At 44.4% G+C, this 15,201-nt stretch carries 14 protein-coding genes; all 14 read left to right on the top strand.

Going from position 1 to position 15,201, the window contains the following annotated elements; genetic code table 11:
• Positions 1 to 357 (top strand): phosphoribosylaminoimidazolesuccinocarboxamide synthase (locus B3M51_RS03900; protein WP_292756966.1); only part of this gene is annotated, 357 nt, incomplete at its 5' end.
• 731 nt (positions 358 to 1,088) lie between these two features.
• Positions 1,089 to 2,477: a PglL family O-oligosaccharyltransferase gene (locus B3M51_RS03905; RefSeq protein ID WP_292411626.1), complete on the top strand. Its 1,389-nt coding sequence runs from the start codon at positions 1,089 to 1,091 to the stop codon at positions 2,475 to 2,477.
• A gap of 162 nt (positions 2,478 to 2,639) precedes the next feature.
• Complete coding sequence (locus tag B3M51_RS03910) at positions 2,640 to 3,074, top strand: pilin (RefSeq protein WP_292357471.1); 435 nt, start codon at positions 2,640 to 2,642, stop codon at positions 3,072 to 3,074.
• A gap of 202 nt (positions 3,075 to 3,276) precedes the next feature.
• Positions 3,277 to 3,774, top strand: coding sequence for an ATP-dependent zinc protease (locus B3M51_RS03915; protein ID WP_292357469.1), 498 nt, complete (start codon positions 3,277 to 3,279; stop codon positions 3,772 to 3,774).
• The gene (gene rimK / locus B3M51_RS03920) at positions 3,771 to 4,676 is read left to right on the top strand and encodes a 30S ribosomal protein S6--L-glutamate ligase (RefSeq protein WP_014706795.1); all 906 of its coding nucleotides are present in this window, start codon (positions 3,771 to 3,773) and stop codon (positions 4,674 to 4,676) included. The genes B3M51_RS03915 and rimK overlap by 4 nt, the downstream gene beginning before the upstream one ends.
• Positions 4,676 to 5,731, top strand: coding sequence for a succinylglutamate desuccinylase/aspartoacylase family protein (locus tag B3M51_RS03925; RefSeq protein ID WP_292357466.1), 1,056 nt, complete (start codon positions 4,676 to 4,678; stop codon positions 5,729 to 5,731). The genes rimK and B3M51_RS03925 overlap by 1 nt, the downstream gene beginning before the upstream one ends.
• A gap of 109 nt (positions 5,732 to 5,840) precedes the next feature.
• Entirely contained in the window at positions 5,841 to 7,790 is a 1,950-nt protein-coding gene (gene speA / locus B3M51_RS03930) for a biosynthetic arginine decarboxylase (RefSeq protein ID WP_292482286.1), read from the top strand.
• A 24-nt stretch (positions 7,791 to 7,814) separates the two neighbouring features.
• Positions 7,815 to 9,014 carry a saccharopine dehydrogenase family protein gene (locus B3M51_RS03935; protein WP_292756969.1) on the top strand — a complete coding sequence of 400 codons (1,200 nt, stop codon included), beginning with the start codon at positions 7,815 to 7,817 and terminating at the stop codon, positions 9,012 to 9,014.
• A gap of 344 nt (positions 9,015 to 9,358) precedes the next feature.
• Positions 9,359 to 10,525 (top strand): carboxynorspermidine decarboxylase, encoded by a 1,167-nt coding sequence (gene nspC, locus B3M51_RS03940; RefSeq protein WP_292756971.1) that lies wholly within the window; start codon positions 9,359 to 9,361, stop codon positions 10,523 to 10,525.
• A complete protein-coding gene (gene speB, locus B3M51_RS03945) occupies positions 10,522 to 11,406 on the top strand; it encodes an agmatinase (protein WP_292756973.1) in 885 nt (294 codons plus the stop codon). The genes nspC and speB overlap by 4 nt, the downstream gene beginning before the upstream one ends.
• A gap of 400 nt (positions 11,407 to 11,806) precedes the next feature.
• The gene (locus B3M51_RS03950) at positions 11,807 to 12,214 is read left to right on the top strand and encodes a ketosteroid isomerase-related protein (RefSeq protein ID WP_292482276.1); all 408 of its coding nucleotides are present in this window, start codon (positions 11,807 to 11,809) and stop codon (positions 12,212 to 12,214) included.
• Positions 12,215 to 12,300: 86 nt separating this feature from the next.
• Positions 12,301 to 12,888, top strand: coding sequence for a GNAT family N-acetyltransferase (locus tag B3M51_RS03955; protein ID WP_292756975.1), 588 nt, complete (start codon positions 12,301 to 12,303; stop codon positions 12,886 to 12,888).
• 185 nt (positions 12,889 to 13,073) lie between these two features.
• Positions 13,074 to 13,958 carry a carbon-nitrogen hydrolase family protein gene (locus B3M51_RS03960; RefSeq protein ID WP_292756977.1) on the top strand — a complete coding sequence of 295 codons (885 nt, stop codon included), beginning with the start codon at positions 13,074 to 13,076 and terminating at the stop codon, positions 13,956 to 13,958.
• Between the two features lie 138 nt (positions 13,959 to 14,096).
• Positions 14,097 to 15,179, top strand: a complete 1,083-nt coding sequence (apbC, locus tag B3M51_RS03965; RefSeq protein ID WP_292756979.1) for an iron-sulfur cluster carrier protein ApbC — start codon at positions 14,097 to 14,099, stop codon at positions 15,177 to 15,179.
• Positions 15,180 to 15,201 lie beyond the last annotated feature (22 nt).

Here is a 15,201-nt window from a genome sequence, read left to right on the forward strand (position 1 = left end):
GAGTTTTTCCTGAAAAATGATGCTTTACATGACCCAATGGTTAATGAATACCATATCGCCACTTTTGGCTGGGCTACCGATGAACAGGTCCAACGCATGAAAGCGTTGACCTTTGAAGTCAATCAGGTGTTGAAAAAACTGTTTGCCGATGCCGGGATGATTCTGGTGGATTACAAACTGGAATTTGGTGTGTTCAAAGACGAAGTCTATCTCGGTGATGAGTTCAGCCCGGATGGATGCCGTTTATGGGATGCTGAAACCCGTAAAAAACTCGATAAAGACCGCTTCCGTCAGGGATTGGGTGGTGTTATCGAGGCCTACGAAGAAGTTGCTCAACGGATTGGTGTGCCTTTGTAGTTGATATAACCACAGAGGGACAGAGGTTTAAAAATATATCCGCAGATTTCGCAGATGGGCGCAGATATTTAGAGAAAAATTTTAATTTAAGCCTTTGAACAAAAGACCAAGCCCTGTAAATCAAAACCGGGTTGAATAGTTATTTTCCGTAGGTTGGCGCTGAGTCTGCGAAGCCCAACATCTTGTTTATGTCGGGTTACGCTGCGATAACCCGACCTACATTATTTTTAATCTCTGTGCTCTCTGTGTCTCTGTGGTTTGTATTCTTTTAAGCTGCACACATCTGCGTAATCTGTGGATAAAAATACAGCTGATATGAAATAGTCGTTGTTTCTATCCAACACGCCTTGCCACTCGATCAATCAGCCGACATAATCCTTTTTTGTTTATTCGCCAGAACAGGGAAGCTTATGTCGCGCACTCTCTCAAAATACCCGTTATTGCCGCAGCAGCCAATTGAATGGTTATTGGCATTACTCTACCTGGTATCTCCCTTTTATCTGGCCTCCAGTCTCGGTGGCACTGGATTTGATCTACCATTTAATATCACCGTCTGGGCGGCCGCTACGTTAGTTATTGCTTATTCAGTCTGGTATTTCTGTGGGCAGGATAAGCTGATTCTTCCAGCAAATTACAAAGGCCTGCTGGCATTACCAGTCGGGATCCTTCTGGCCGCTGCCCTAGCTGGGGTAAAAGACCCAATCACATGGTTATTTCGCATTACATATGTCATGGCGGGTGTGATTTTTCTATTCGGGTTATTTCAATTTCGACTTAAAAACACTGACAAACTTTTACTTTTGCTCGCGGTTGCGACATTCCTTCATAGTCTCTTTGGCATGATTCAACTTTTCCAGCCGCCAATTTTGGTGGACTGGATTCCGAAAACTAACACGCAAATAGCTACTGGAGTATTCCAGCAGGTAAATGTGATGGCGAGTTTTTTGGTGACTGGCATATTGATTTGTATTTATTTGTGTTTACGACCAATTTCCTATAAGCGGATTTATCTGAAAATTTTTTTATTGCTGACCATCGGTGTGGCTACGTGTGTAATGGTGTCGACTGGCTCAAGAATTGGACTTCTATCTGGAATATTCGGCTTATTGATGCTGCTGATTGGTTATCGAAATCAAGTCAGAAAAAATTGGAAAACGATTCTATCTATTCTGTTATTGATCATAGCTGCAAGCTGGTTAGCCAAAGAAGGCTTACATAAAACCTTGGATAAATCCTATCGATTGGTTGAAGCGCAATATTCTGATCAGCGTTTAAGTATTTATCGCATTTCTCTTAATGCTTTTTCTGAAGCTCCAATAAGTGGTCATGGCATCGGCAGTTTTCTTGAACAGTTTGGTTTAGCTTCATCAGAGTTTTACAAAAAGCATCCAAATGCAGATATGCCAACTTATATTGGGCATCCCCATAATGAGCTTTTGCAGTGGGCAATTGAAGGGGGCTTGCTGGCATTGGGAGGGATTGTAATTGCTGTAATCAGTGTACTTTGGTTTGCAATTAAATATAGGCAACAAAGGTTATTAGCCAATTTGGCCTTATTACTCCCGATTACCTTTCATACACAGGTAGAGCACCCTTTTTATATTTCATCATTTCACTGGTTTATTTGGTTAACGTTGCTTTTTGTATTACTTAATCATCACTTAGTCATTAGACAAAATTTGATCAGCTTGATGGCAAAAAAATCACTTCGTAGTTTGGTGGTTATTCTGCTTACAGTAACTTTGCTTTTTTTATGGCAAACATCACAAGCCCAACAACAAATGTATCAATTCATAAGACAATCGCAGCAAGCGCCTCAATTGGATAGCGCGTTAAATAATCTGTATTACAAAACGTATGCAGAGCAAATCGTCATGCGAACTCACTTACATGATGCAATCGGAAGAAATGACGCTGATAAATTGGTTCAGGTAGTGAATTGGTTCGAATCAGAACTGATTAAAAAACCTGAATTGAAAGTGTTTGAAGATATTATTAATGGCTATTTTGCTTTAGCACAGTCTGAACAACGCTGTCAGACGATCGGTAAAAGTCTGCAATATTACCCAGCAAATAAAGTTTTACAGAATCTTCAACAAGATTGTTTAGCCATAAACTGACAAAAAATGTCACTAGTTGACGTAGGTTGACCTTTGTTAAACTTAAAAAGTAATGCACATATAGATAAGTTATTAATTTTAAAGTGAAATTTAAGTTGGCATAGAGGGTGCGTTATTAATTCCGAGCACAAAGCTTGTCGTCTATATAATGGAGATTGAAAGATGAAAAAAACACAACAAGGTTTTACATTAATTGAGTTAATGATCGTTATCGCGATAATCGGTATTTTGGCGGCAATCGCTTTGCCTGCATACCAAACTTATACAGATAAAGCTAGATATACAGAAATTGTTATGGCTGCAACTAGCGTTAAATCTGCTGTTGAAGTATGTGCACAAGTAGAAGGTGGTTTTTCAAATTGTACCGCAGGATCCAATGGCGTACCTAATGATGTAACAACATCTCCATCTATTGCTAACACTATTAACTGGGCTGTTGCAAGTAATACATCTGGAACTATCACGGTAACTCCTGATGCTAACGCACCGGGAAATATCTCCGCTGCAGATACTTACATTATGACTGGTACATATGATACAAACTCTGGTGTTGTCACATGGGCTGGTGCATGTGCTAATAATCCTGCACTTTGCTAGTTTTTAGCTAACATAAAAAAAGCCCCGATTCATCGGGGCTTTTTTTTGTATCTGACTTATTAATTATCCTCTAGTAAATCTTTTCAACTCAACTGATCGCTAGGATTTAATTCTTTTTTAAACATTAATATCCAAAATCCTTTTTGACACTCACCAATAAATTGCTTTCAATTGCCCCATAAATTCTTAATTGGGGAATCCCGTGGAAAATCATCCAAAAATAATAACCGTTGGCTGGCGAGAGTGGTTGAGCTTGCCTGAGTTGGGTATTCAACAAATCAAAGCCAAGGTGGATACTGGTGCTCGAACTTCCGCGATTCATGCCTTTTCGGTTGAGCCGATTGATAAGAACGGTGAGCTTTGGGTAAGATTCGGGGTGCATCCCAATCAACACGATACTGAGACGGAAATCTGGTGCGAAGCGCGAGTTAAGGACGAGCGAAACGTTACTGACTCAGGTGGTCACACAGAAAAACGTTATGTAATTGAGACGCCACTGAGCGTTGGCGGTCATAGCTGGCCGATTGAAATTACCCTGACCAATCGCGATACCATGTTGTTTCGAATGTTACTGGGACGTACTGCCATGACGACTGGTAATATATTGGTTAATCCGGCATTGTCCTACCAAGCAAGCCCCGCATTCCACGACACTACCCAAGCGCCAAGAGATGAAGCGCTTGATGGAGAATCTGCATGAAAATAGCCATTTTGTCCCGTAATTCGAAGCTGTATTCCACTCGCCGATTGGTTGAGGCAGCGGAGGCACGAGGTCACGAAGTGGATGTGCTGGATGTGCTGCGTTGTTATATGAATATCACTTCGATGAAACCGGAAGTCCATTACAAGGGCGAGAATCTGACCGGTTATGATGCGGTGATTCCTCGGATCGGGGCTTCGGTGACCTTTTACGGAACTGCTGTACTGCGCCAGTTTGAAATGATGAATGTATATCCACTGAATGAGTCGGTGGCTATCAGTCGTTCGCGCGATAAACTTCGCGCTCTGCAGTTATTATCCCGCCGCGGAATTGGTCTACCAGTAACGGGCTTTGCACATCGTCCGGATGATGTTGATGATTTAATCAAGATGGTCGGTGGTGCGCCGCTGGTGATTAAATTATTGGAAGGTACCCAGGGCATCGGTGTGGTATTGGCAGAGACTGCTGGGGCCGCTGAGAGTGTTATCGAAGCCTTTATGGGTATGAAAGCCAATATCTTGGTACAAGAATTTATCAAAGAAGCCGGTGGTGCGGATATTCGCTGTTTTGTGGTCGGAGAGAAAGTGGTTGCCGCAATGAAACGCCAGGGTAAAGAGGGCGAGTTCCGATCTAACCTGCATCGTGGGGGCAGTGCCAATTTAATCCGCATTACACCGGCAGAGCGTGCTACCGCTGTCAGGGCAGCCAAAACGATGGGGCTGAATGTGTGTGGTGTGGATTTATTGCGTTCGAACCATGGACCAGTCGTGATGGAGGTTAATTCGTCGCCAGGGCTTGAAGGTATCGAATCAGCAACCGGTAAGGATATTGCCAGTTTGATTATTGATTTTATTGAAAAGAACTCTGTTTCAGGAACCACTAAAACCAAAGGCCGTGGTTGATGCCTGACGAGTTGATTATTGCCGGGCAAAAAATTGGCCCCGGACAAAATAAAGTAGTTGATGTAGCTCTACCGGATTTGTATATGCATACCTCCTTGAGTATGCCGGTGCAGGTGATGCGTGGACGACGTGACGGGCCTGTTTTATTTGTGTCCGGCGCGGTACATGGAGATGAAATCGTCGGTGTGGAAATAATTCGTCGGCTGGTTCGAAGTAAACGGCTTAAAAGCCTTAAAGGGACGTTGATAACCATCCCGGTGGTTAACGTATATGGTTTTATCAATCAAACACGTTATTTGCCAGACCGCCGAGATTTAAACCGCTGTTTCCCCGGTTCTGAAGAGGGTTCTCTGGCGGCGCGCCTCGCCAATCTTTTTATGAGCGAGGTGGTGAATAAGTGTACCCATGGCGTAGATTTACATACTGCAGCCATTCACCGCGATAACCTGCCACAGATTCGTGCAGCGTTGGATAATCCTGCCGTTGAAGAAATGGCGAGAGCATTTAATGCCCCGGTTATTTTGAATTCAGGCTTGATTGAGGGATCTCTGCGTTATGCCTGTCAGCAGGCCAATGTGCCGGTTATCGTCTATGAAGCCGGTGAAGCATTACGTTTTAATGAACTGGCGATTCGTGCTGGTGTCAGAGGCGTATTGGCAGTAATGCGTAAGCTGGGCATGTTGACTGAATCCCGTACTAAACATTTGAAACCGGTAGAACCATTTGTCGCGCGTTCAAGCAGTTGGGTGAGGGCACCGCAAAGCGGAATTTTCAGAATGCTGGTTCCTATGGGAGCCCACGTGACCAAAGGCGATATTCTGGGAATGGTCGCGGCCCCATATGGTGATGAAAAATCGGAAACCAAAGTGGTCGCAATCTGTAGTGGCGTGATCATTGGCAGAACCAATATTCCTCTGGTCAATGAGGGTGAGGCGCTGTTCCATATTGCGCGTTTTAATCGCCCTGACGAAGTTGCGGACAGTGTGGAGGCGTTCAATACCAATCTGGATCCATCAACAGATACCAGCGTTCCAGAAGAGCAACCAATTATCTAGGCCTGCGATTCATCTCGTTACGTAGTAGTGCTGTCATAATATTTTTGCAATTTATCCGTAAAATAGTGACAATCCCGCGATTTAACTGAAGCCAAAGGGGGTCATACTGATGACACAAACCCATGCCAACCTTGATACACACTCACCTGATGTTGCCTCCGAAGAATGGAGTGCGCAACATAGCAGTAAGCTTTATGGTGTGCGTGATTGGGGGACGGATTATTTTGATATTTCCGCCGATGGCAATGCGGTCGTCAGTTTGCAATTTGGTGAAAAGACTATTCATGTTCCATTGATCGATATTGTTAATGGAATGAAAGAGCGTGGCCTGGATATGCCCGCTGTATTACGCATTGAAAACCTGCTGGATTTGCGAATTACCCAACTGAACGAGGCTTTTGCCCGGGCGATTAAAACAGCTGGCTATAAAAATGACTATCGCGGCGTCTTCCCAATCAAGGTAAATCAGCAATGCCACGTTATTGAGGAAATTGCAGATTATGGTCGTCGTTATCATCATGGTCTGGAAGCGGGCAGTAAAGCCGAATTAATTATTGCTATTTCACAACTACGTGACCATGACAGTCTGATTATCTGCAATGGTTATAAAGACGAAGAATTTATTGAACTGGGTTTATATGCCCGTCAAATGGGTATCAAGTGTTTCTTTGTGCTGGAAACCGCCACAGAATTAACCACTATTCTGGAGCGAAGCAAAGCATTGGGAATCGAACCGCTGATCGGTATGCGTATTCGTCTTGCTTCAACCGTTGAAGGTCACTGGAATGGTGATAGCGGGGATCGTTCGATATTCGGCTTGTCGACCAATGCTTTGCTGGAAGTGGTTGAACAGCTCAAAAAAGCCGATATGTTGCATTGCCTGCAATTACTGCATAGCCATCTAGGTTCACAAATTCCCAATATCCGTAATATCCGTAGTGGTGTAATGGAAGCCTGCCGTTTTTACACCGGCTTAATCGAAGAAGGCGCACCGATGGGGTATATGGATCTGGGTGGCGGTTTGGCAGTCGATTATGAAGGCGCTCGTTCTAACAGTACCCACAGTATGAACTACGGTCTGGACGAATATTGCTACAACATTATTGAAACCTTGCAGGAATGCCTGGATCCGCTGGATATCGAACATCCCGTCGTTATTACCGAATCTGGTCGGGCGTTGATTGCCTATTCCTCAATGCTGTTATTTAACGTATTGGAAGTCCGCGATCATAAGCCAGGTGCAATTCCGGAAATGGTTCCGGATGATAGCCCGGATATGCTGGTGAACCTCTATGCCGTTCTGAATAATGTAAAACTGCAGAACTTACAGGAATGTTACAACGATGCGATTTATTATCGTGATGAATTACGTGAGTTATTCCATCATGGTCAGGCAACATTACGTGAACGGGCGTTAGCCGAGAATGTTTCATTGGCTATTCTGGAAAAAATCTCGGAATTACTGCCCCAGGCACGCCGGGTTTCAGCTGAACTGGAAAGTCTGCCGGAATTACTGTCTGACATTTATTATGGCAATTTCAGTCTGTTTCAATCATTACCGGATATCTGGGCGATTGATCAGATCTTTCCAATCATGCCGATTCATCGCTTGAATGAAAAACCGACTCGTGCAGCGGTTATCGCTGATATGACCTGTGACTGTGATGGCAAAATTGATTCGTTTTCCTATGAAGACGGAATTCGCAAAACATTACCATTACACCCGCTTATTGAGGGTGAGGAATATTATCTGAGCGTATTTCTGGTTGGAGCGTATCAGGAAACCCTTGGTGATTTGCATAACCTGTTTGGTGATACCAATGTGGTCAGTGTGCATATTAACGAGGATGGCAGTTTTGATTTTGTCCGTGAGTTTCATGGTGACAGTATTGCCGATGTACTCAGTTACGTTGAATACGATCCGAAAGTGATGCAGGAGCAATTCCGCAAACTGGCTGAACAAGCCGTTCGGGATGGCAAGATCTCGGTTCCAATGCGTCAACAAATGTTACGAGCCTTCAGCGATAGCATGAATGGCTACACCTTCTTTGAAAGATAACTGCAGATTTATAAGGATTCAGCAATGTCAAAAGTGATCATTATTGGTGCCGGTGGTGTTGGCGGTGTCGTTACGCATAAATGCGCCCAGTTACCGGAAATTTTCTCGGAAATTATTCTGGCCAGCCGTAATGAAGACAAATGCAAAGCCATAGCAGCGCAGCTGGATCGCCCAATCCGCACCGCTCAGGTCGATGCTGACAATGTGCCTGAGCTGACCGCTTTACTGGAAAAGGAAAAACCGGATCTGGTCATCAACGTAGCGTTGCCTTATCAGGATTTGCACATCATGGACGCCTGTCTGGCGGCTGGGGTCGACTATCTGGATACAGCTAACTACGAACCTTTGGATACCGCCAAGTTTGAATACAGCTGGCAGTGGGCTTATCGTGAAAAATTCGAAAATGCCGGTTTGATGGCATTGCTTGGTAGCGGCTTTGACCCAGGTGCAACCAATGTTTTCACCGCTTACCTTGCCAAACATTATTTCGATGATATTCATGAACTGGATATTATTGACGTCAATGGTGGTGATCACGGTTATCCATTTGCCACCAACTTCAATCCGGAAATCAATATCCGTGAAGTCACCGCAGAATGTCGTCACTGGGAAAATGGTGAGTTTGTCACTACACCGGCAATGTCGAAAAAAGCCAGTTTTACCTGTCCGGAAGAGGTTGGTAACTACAATATTTATCGTATGTACCATGAAGAGCTGGAATCACTGGTAGTGAATTTCCCGAGTTTAAAACGTGCTCAGTTTTGGATGAGTTTTGGTGAAAGCTATCTGAAACATCTGGAAGTGCTCGGCAATGTCGGCATGACCGGAATCGAGCCAATTGACTATAACGGTCAGCAAATCGTACCGATTCAGTTCTTAAAAGCATTATTACCAGATCCATCAACACTTGGGCCACGTACCAAAGGTAAAACCTGTATCGGTTGTGTGGTGAAGGGTGTTAAAGATGGTAAACAGAAAACTGTTTATCTCTACCAAATCAAAGACCATCAGGATTGTTACGCTGAAGTTCAGTCACAGGCGATTTCCTATACCACCGGTGTACCAGCCATGATTGGTGCCAAAATGATGCTGGAAGGCAAGTGGAAGAAACCGGGAGTCTGGAACATCGAACAGTTTGACCCGGATCCATTTATGGAAGATATGAATAAATACGGATTGCCTTGGGAAGTGATTGAACTGGATGATTTCAATCTCGACGATTGATTCATTTACCACAGAGACAAAGAGGGCACAGAGTTTTTTTATCCGCAGATTACGCAGATTTTCGCAGATTATTTTTGGTCGGGTTACGCTACGCTAACCCGATTTACGATTTTTTAAGAAAGTGTAGGTTGGGTTGAATTTATGAAACCCAACAAGACGCAAAGAGTATGGATGATGTTGGGTTTCGCAGGCTCAACCCAACCTACGTTCCACATAAAATTAGAAATCTGCGTCCATCTGCGTAATCTGCGGATGTATATTTTTATCTCTGTGATCTCCGTGTCTCTGTGGTTAATAAGTATTAATAAAATAAATTAACTATCATTTTCAGGTATTTGAAAATAATGCAATTTACTGATTTTACCAAGCTGGATTTATCTCGATTGCCGTCGCCGTGTTTTGTGGTGGACGAGGTGGCTGTGGAGCGTAATTTACGCATTTTGAATCACGTGCAAACTGCCAGTGGTGCCAAAGTTCTGGCTGCTTTGAAAGCCTTTTCGATGTGGTCTTTGGCGCCGTTGACTGCCAGATATCTGAGCGGCACGTGTGCCAGTGGTTTACATGAAGCGCGGCTTGGTTTTGAAGAATACGGTGGCGAAGTGCATGTGTTTGCAGCCGCCTTCAGTCAACAGGATATCGATGAACTGCTGACTTTTGCCCATCACATTGTATTTAATTCCTGCGGCCAATGGCTGCGGTTTCGCGAGCAATGTCTTGCAGCGCAGAAACAACGTCCGGAACTGCATTTTGGATTACGTATCAATCCGGAACATTCAGAAGGCGCAGTGCCGATTTATGATCCATGTGCACCCGGTTCACGTTTAGGCATTCCGTTATCGCAATTAGATGAAACGGCTTTGGATGGTATTTCCGGACTGCATTTTCATACTTTGTGTGAACAGGGCTTTGAACCGTTGCAGCGAACAGTAAAAGCGATGGAAGCCAAATTCGGTCGTTTGCTGCCGCAGATGCAATGGGTGAATTTTGGCGGGGGTCATCATATTACGGCTGATGGCTATAACATCGACGGTCTTATCGAAATGATTCAGGATTTTAAACAACGCCATCAGGTCGAAGTTTATCTAGAACCGGGTGAGGCGGTGGCAATCGGTACCGGTATTTTGAGCTGTGAAGTGCTGGATATCAGCTGGAATCATCTGGATCAGGCGATTCTCGATACTTCTGCCACCTGTCATATGCCCGATACGTTGGAAATGCCGTATCGTCCAGATATTACGGGTTCGGGCTTACCAGATGAGAAATCACATACCTATCGATTGGGTGGTTTAACATGCTTGGCCGGCGATGTTATTGGGGATTACAGTTTTGATAAGCCACTGGAAATTGGTCAACGTCTGGTATTTGAAGATATGAGTCATTACACCATGGTGAAAACCACAACATTCAATGGCACCAAATTACCGTCACTGGCTATCTGGAATTCCGAAACCGATGATTTACGTGTAGTCAAAAGCTTTGGCTACAGCGATTTTAAAGAGCGACTGTCATGAATACTGAATTGAACGAAGAATTTCCGATTTTCCTGGGCTCCGAGATTGATCAGGCTGATCCAAAACAGGCGATGTTTCATGTATTACCTGTGCCATATGAAAAAACGGTGTCCTATGGTGGCGGCACCAATAAAGGTCCCTCAACGATTTTGAATGCATCCTGGCAGCTGGAAAAATGGGATGGTAAAAGTAATCCCTGTGATTTGGGTATCTATACTTGCCCGCCAGTCGATTGCAGCGTCAGCTCGCAACAGGTGATTGATAATATTGCCAATGCTACCGCTGAGATCATTCGTAATGGTGGTATCCCAGTCGTATTAGGCGGTGAACATACCGTGACTTATGGCGTCATTAAAGGGTTAAAGGATGCCGGCATTGAAGACTTCGGTATTGTGCAGATTGATGCCCACGCTGACCTGCGTCATTCCTATGAAGGCGATATTCTGAGTCATGCATCGGTAATGAAACGTGCGGTTGATATGGGTATTCCATTATATCAGCTGGGAATTCGTGCGTTTTGTGAAGAAGAAATGCAGGTACGTGAAGAGTTTGGTGTGTATTACCAAGATGCCGATGAACTGGTCCCCAACAATATCAACAGTATTACCTTGCCCGATGATTTTCCGCAGAAAGTGTTTTTTACGGTGGATATTGATGGCATGGATCCCAGTGTGTTTCCTTCAACAGGCACACCAGTACCGGGTGGACTGAGCTGGTATCAGACATTGAACCTGTTTGAATCCGTTGCTAAACAACGTGAAATCATCGGCTTTGATGTAATGGAGTTTGCACCGATTGATGGCTTTCATGCCTACGACTTCGCTGCATCAATGCTGACCTATAAATTGATGGGGATCACTGCTCGTAGCCGCCAAAGTTGATTTTTGAAAGTAACTACAGAGACACAGAGGGCACAGAGGTTTTTTTGAGTTATCCGCAGATTACGCAGATTTTCGCAGATTAATATTTTTTATGAATAGTCTGCGGGTATATTCCCAGCTGAATTAAACAGTGATTCCAGTGTTAAAAATTGATGTAGGTCGGGTTAGCTTAGCGTAACCCGACACAAACCCATTATTGCTGGATGCCACAATTTCAACCCAGCTAAACCTTTTTAAACTTTTTTTAGAATAATCTGCGTCCATCTGCGTAATCTGCGGATGTATTTTTCTTTTATCTCCGCGCCCTCTGTGTCTCTGTGGTGAATTAGTAGTTTCTGCTTTTCTTTGAAGCGTTTACACGTTAAAATTCGCGGTTTTTTTACTCTCTGGGATCTGCAACATGAGCCAAGCTACAATCACATTGCTGCAAAACTACTACGATGCGTTCAACCGTCAGGATATGGATGCGTTTTTGAATATGCTGACTGATGATGTTATTCATGACGTTAACCAAAGTGGTCGCGAAATCGGTAAAGAAAAATTCTCAGCATTTATGGATCGCATGAATGCCCATTACAAAGAACAAATCGTTGATATTTCAATCACTACCAATGAAGCTGGTGATCGTGCAGCTGTGGAATTCACTGTATTGGGTGAATACCTGAGCACCGATGAAGGTTTGCCAGAAGCCAATGGCCAGAAATACAACCTGCCAGCCGGTGCATTTTTTGTGATTCGTGATGGCAAAGTGGCTCGCATCACCAACTACTACAACCTTGAAGACTGGGTTAAACAAGTCGTCGGTTAAACTGCAGGACAATCAGCCAGGCTGGGATGTTCTTTCCAGCTTGGCTTTTTTATGGTTGCCTTTCCATCGCACTAAGTGAGATAACTATGCTGGAATTGAAACGCTTATCAGGCGAAGCCCTGAACCAATTTATCCCGGAACTGGCCAGATTACGCATTGAGGTTTTCCGTGATTTTCCTTATCTATATGATGGGGACCCGGATTATGAAGCACGCTACCTGCAAACCTATATCGAAGCGCCTGACAGCGTGATTGTTTTAGCCTTTGATGGCGATAAGGTCGTCGGTGCATCGACGGGTATTCCACTGAAATATGAAACAGATGAAGTCAAAGCGCCGTTTATCAACGCGGGTATTGATGTCGATAGCGTATTTTATTGCGGTGAATCAGTGTTGTTGTCGCAATACCGTGGCAAAGGTGCCGGCATAGCGTTCTTTGAGCATCGTGAGCAACATGCACGAGAGCTGGGCGGATATGAATTTAGCTGCTTTTGTGGGGTACAGCGTCCGGAGGATCATCCACGTCGACCTGCAGGTTATAAGCCTCTTGATAACTTCTGGCGTAAACGCGGCTATGAGAAGCATCCCGAACTCAACACGACATTCAGTTGGAAAGAATTGGACGAAGATCATGAGTCACCCAAGCCGATGACTTTCTGGATGAAAAGGCTTTAGAGTCTGTTGATCTTTCATAATCGTCTCTGAAAGAACAAAAGACCCTAGTAATTTTTGTTTGTATAACAATAGCTTGTCATTAAACATGTAGATAAGCTGTTAAAAATATATTATCCGGCATTGAAGTAAGGCTAAAACGCCCAATCTTTTATGTCTCGCTAACGAATTTCCCGAGTTTGATGTAAATGAGCAAAGTTAAAGTCGCTGCAGCACAGTACGATATCGGTTTTTTCAAAGACTGGTCGCAATTCACTGATAAATTGACGCAGTGGGTCGCCGAAGCCGTTGAAGAGAAAGCCAAACTGTTAGTGTTTCCGGAATATGGCAGTATGGAACTGGCCTCATTATTTGGTGAAACTATTTATACCGATCTCGGTAAGCAATTACATTCAATGCAGGATGTCTATGCGGACTGGCAGGATCTACATCATCAACTTTGCAAACAATACGATGTAATGATGTTGGCCAGCACTTTTCCGGTGTTGCAGGAAGATGGCACCTTCCGTAACCGTGCCAATCTCTATGGACCGGATGGGTTGATTGGTTTCCAGGATAAATTGATCATGACCCGCTTTGAAAATGAGCAATGGTTAATTCATCCAGGGCAACAGATTAAAGTGCTGGATACCGATGTTGGTCGAATTGGTATCAGTATTTGCTATGATATTGAATTTCCAATGATTACCTATCAACAGGTCAAAGCCGGAGCCGATTTGATTCTGGCACCAAGTTGCACCGATACGCAGGCCGGTTTCCATCGGGTGCGGATTGGCTGTCAGGCACGTGCATTGGAAAATCAATGTTATGTGGTGCAGTCGCCTACCTTTGGTGAAGCTCGTTGGTCAGAAGCTGTTGATGTGAATACCGGACGTGCCAGCATTTATACGCCGGTGGATTATGGTTTTACCGATAACGGCATATTGATTGAAGGTGTGGCTGACAAGCCGGGTTGGGTCTGTGCTGATCTGGATTTGGCTGAAATTGCCCGCGTTCGCGAGGAAGGACAGGTCTTTAATTACCGTGATTGGCCTTTACAACACACATTAACTGGACCTGAGCAAACTCGCTAAACACTTTAAGCACCGCTGTTATAGCGGTGTTTTTCTATGTATTAGCCAATAGCCCTGCAAGCAGTGTGGATGCAGGCAGTTTTGGCAGGGTATAAAATATTGAGTCTAATTTAGCTTTGAAATTTACAGGAGTCATGCATGACTAGCCCCGCGCAAATTGAGGAAATCGTCAAAAATTATCAGGATCCATCAACTCTGATAACACTGGGCGATACCCGCGCCACGGTCAAGGTATCGCAGGACGATAAGCAAACACAGGTTGATGTGATTTTGGGCTACCCGGTCAAAGGCTATGCTGCTGAACTGGCACAAAATCTAAAACAATTGATTGAAGCGGAATGCGCATCGAATGTCAGCGTCAATATCACGACTAAAATTGTAAAACATAAAGTACAGCAGGGTGTGCCAGCGCTGGAAAATGTAAAGAATATTATTGCCGTGGCCTCCGGTAAAGGCGGTGTAGGCAAATCGACTACCTCGGTCAATCTGGCATTGGCTCTGGCAGCTGAAGGCGCCACCGTGGGTATTCTGGACGCTGATATTTATGGCCCAAGTCAACCGCGTATGCTTGGCACCACTCAACGTCCTGAATCGGTAGACGGCAAATCAATCGAACCGATTGAAAGCTATGGTATCCAAAGCATGTCCATTGGTTTTTTAATCGATGAAGAAGAACCAATGATCTGGCGTGGGCCGATGGTGACGCAGGCTTTGCAGCAAATGCTGGGCGATACCAATTGGAAAGAGCTGGATTATCTGGTGATTGATTTACCACCGGGTACCGGTGATATTCAGCTGACCCTGTCACAGAAAGTACCGGTCAGCGGTGCAGTTATCGTCACTACGCCACAGGATATTTCCTTACTGGATGCCCGCAAAGCATTGAAAATGTTTGAGAAAGTGAAGGTTCCGGTACTGGGTGTCGTGGAAAATATGAGTACCCATATCTGCAGCCAGTGTGGTCACGAAGAGCATATCTTTGGTGCCGGCGGTGGACAATCAATGGCTGATCAATATGGTGTGAATATGCTGGGCAGTCTGCCACTGGATATTCATATTCGTGAAGATGCTGATAATGGCCAGCCGACTGTCGTAAAAGATCCTGATGGTGATATTGCCTTAGCCTATCGTGTGATAGCTCGCCGTATCGCTGCCAACCTGGCAATGCAGGGCAAAAATTATTCAGCCGCATTCCCGAATATAGTTATCAAGAATGACTAATCAAGCTATCATCAACATCTTT

It is taken from the genome of Methylophaga sp. UBA2689 (assembly GCA_002354555.1).
Lineage (GTDB): Bacteria > Pseudomonadota > Gammaproteobacteria > Nitrosococcales > Methylophagaceae > Methylophaga.

Coding starts and splice junctions, on each gene's coding strand:
- speA (WP_292482286.1), top strand. CDS start 5,841: ATGACACAAACCCATGCCAACCTTGATACACACTCACCTGATGTTGCC.
- nspC (WP_292756971.1), top strand. CDS start 9,359: ATGCAATTTACTGATTTTACCAAGCTGGATTTATCTCGATTGCCGTCG.
- B3M51_RS03925 (WP_292357466.1), top strand. CDS start 4,676: ATGCCTGACGAGTTGATTATTGCCGGGCAAAAAATTGGCCCCGGACAA.
- B3M51_RS03935 (WP_292756969.1), top strand. CDS start 7,815: ATGTCAAAAGTGATCATTATTGGTGCCGGTGGTGTTGGCGGTGTCGTT.
- B3M51_RS03950 (WP_292482276.1), top strand. CDS start 11,807: ATGAGCCAAGCTACAATCACATTGCTGCAAAACTACTACGATGCGTTC.
- B3M51_RS03905 (WP_292411626.1), top strand. CDS start 1,089: ATGGCGGGTGTGATTTTTCTATTCGGGTTATTTCAATTTCGACTTAAA.
- B3M51_RS03960 (WP_292756977.1), top strand. CDS start 13,074: ATGAGCAAAGTTAAAGTCGCTGCAGCACAGTACGATATCGGTTTTTTC.
- rimK (WP_014706795.1), top strand. CDS start 3,771: ATGAAAATAGCCATTTTGTCCCGTAATTCGAAGCTGTATTCCACTCGC.
- B3M51_RS03910 (WP_292357471.1), top strand. CDS start 2,640: ATGAAAAAAACACAACAAGGTTTTACATTAATTGAGTTAATGATCGTT.
- B3M51_RS03955 (WP_292756975.1), top strand. CDS start 12,301: ATGCTGGAATTGAAACGCTTATCAGGCGAAGCCCTGAACCAATTTATC.
- speB (WP_292756973.1), top strand. CDS start 10,522: ATGAATACTGAATTGAACGAAGAATTTCCGATTTTCCTGGGCTCCGAG.
- apbC (WP_292756979.1), top strand. CDS start 14,097: ATGACTAGCCCCGCGCAAATTGAGGAAATCGTCAAAAATTATCAGGAT.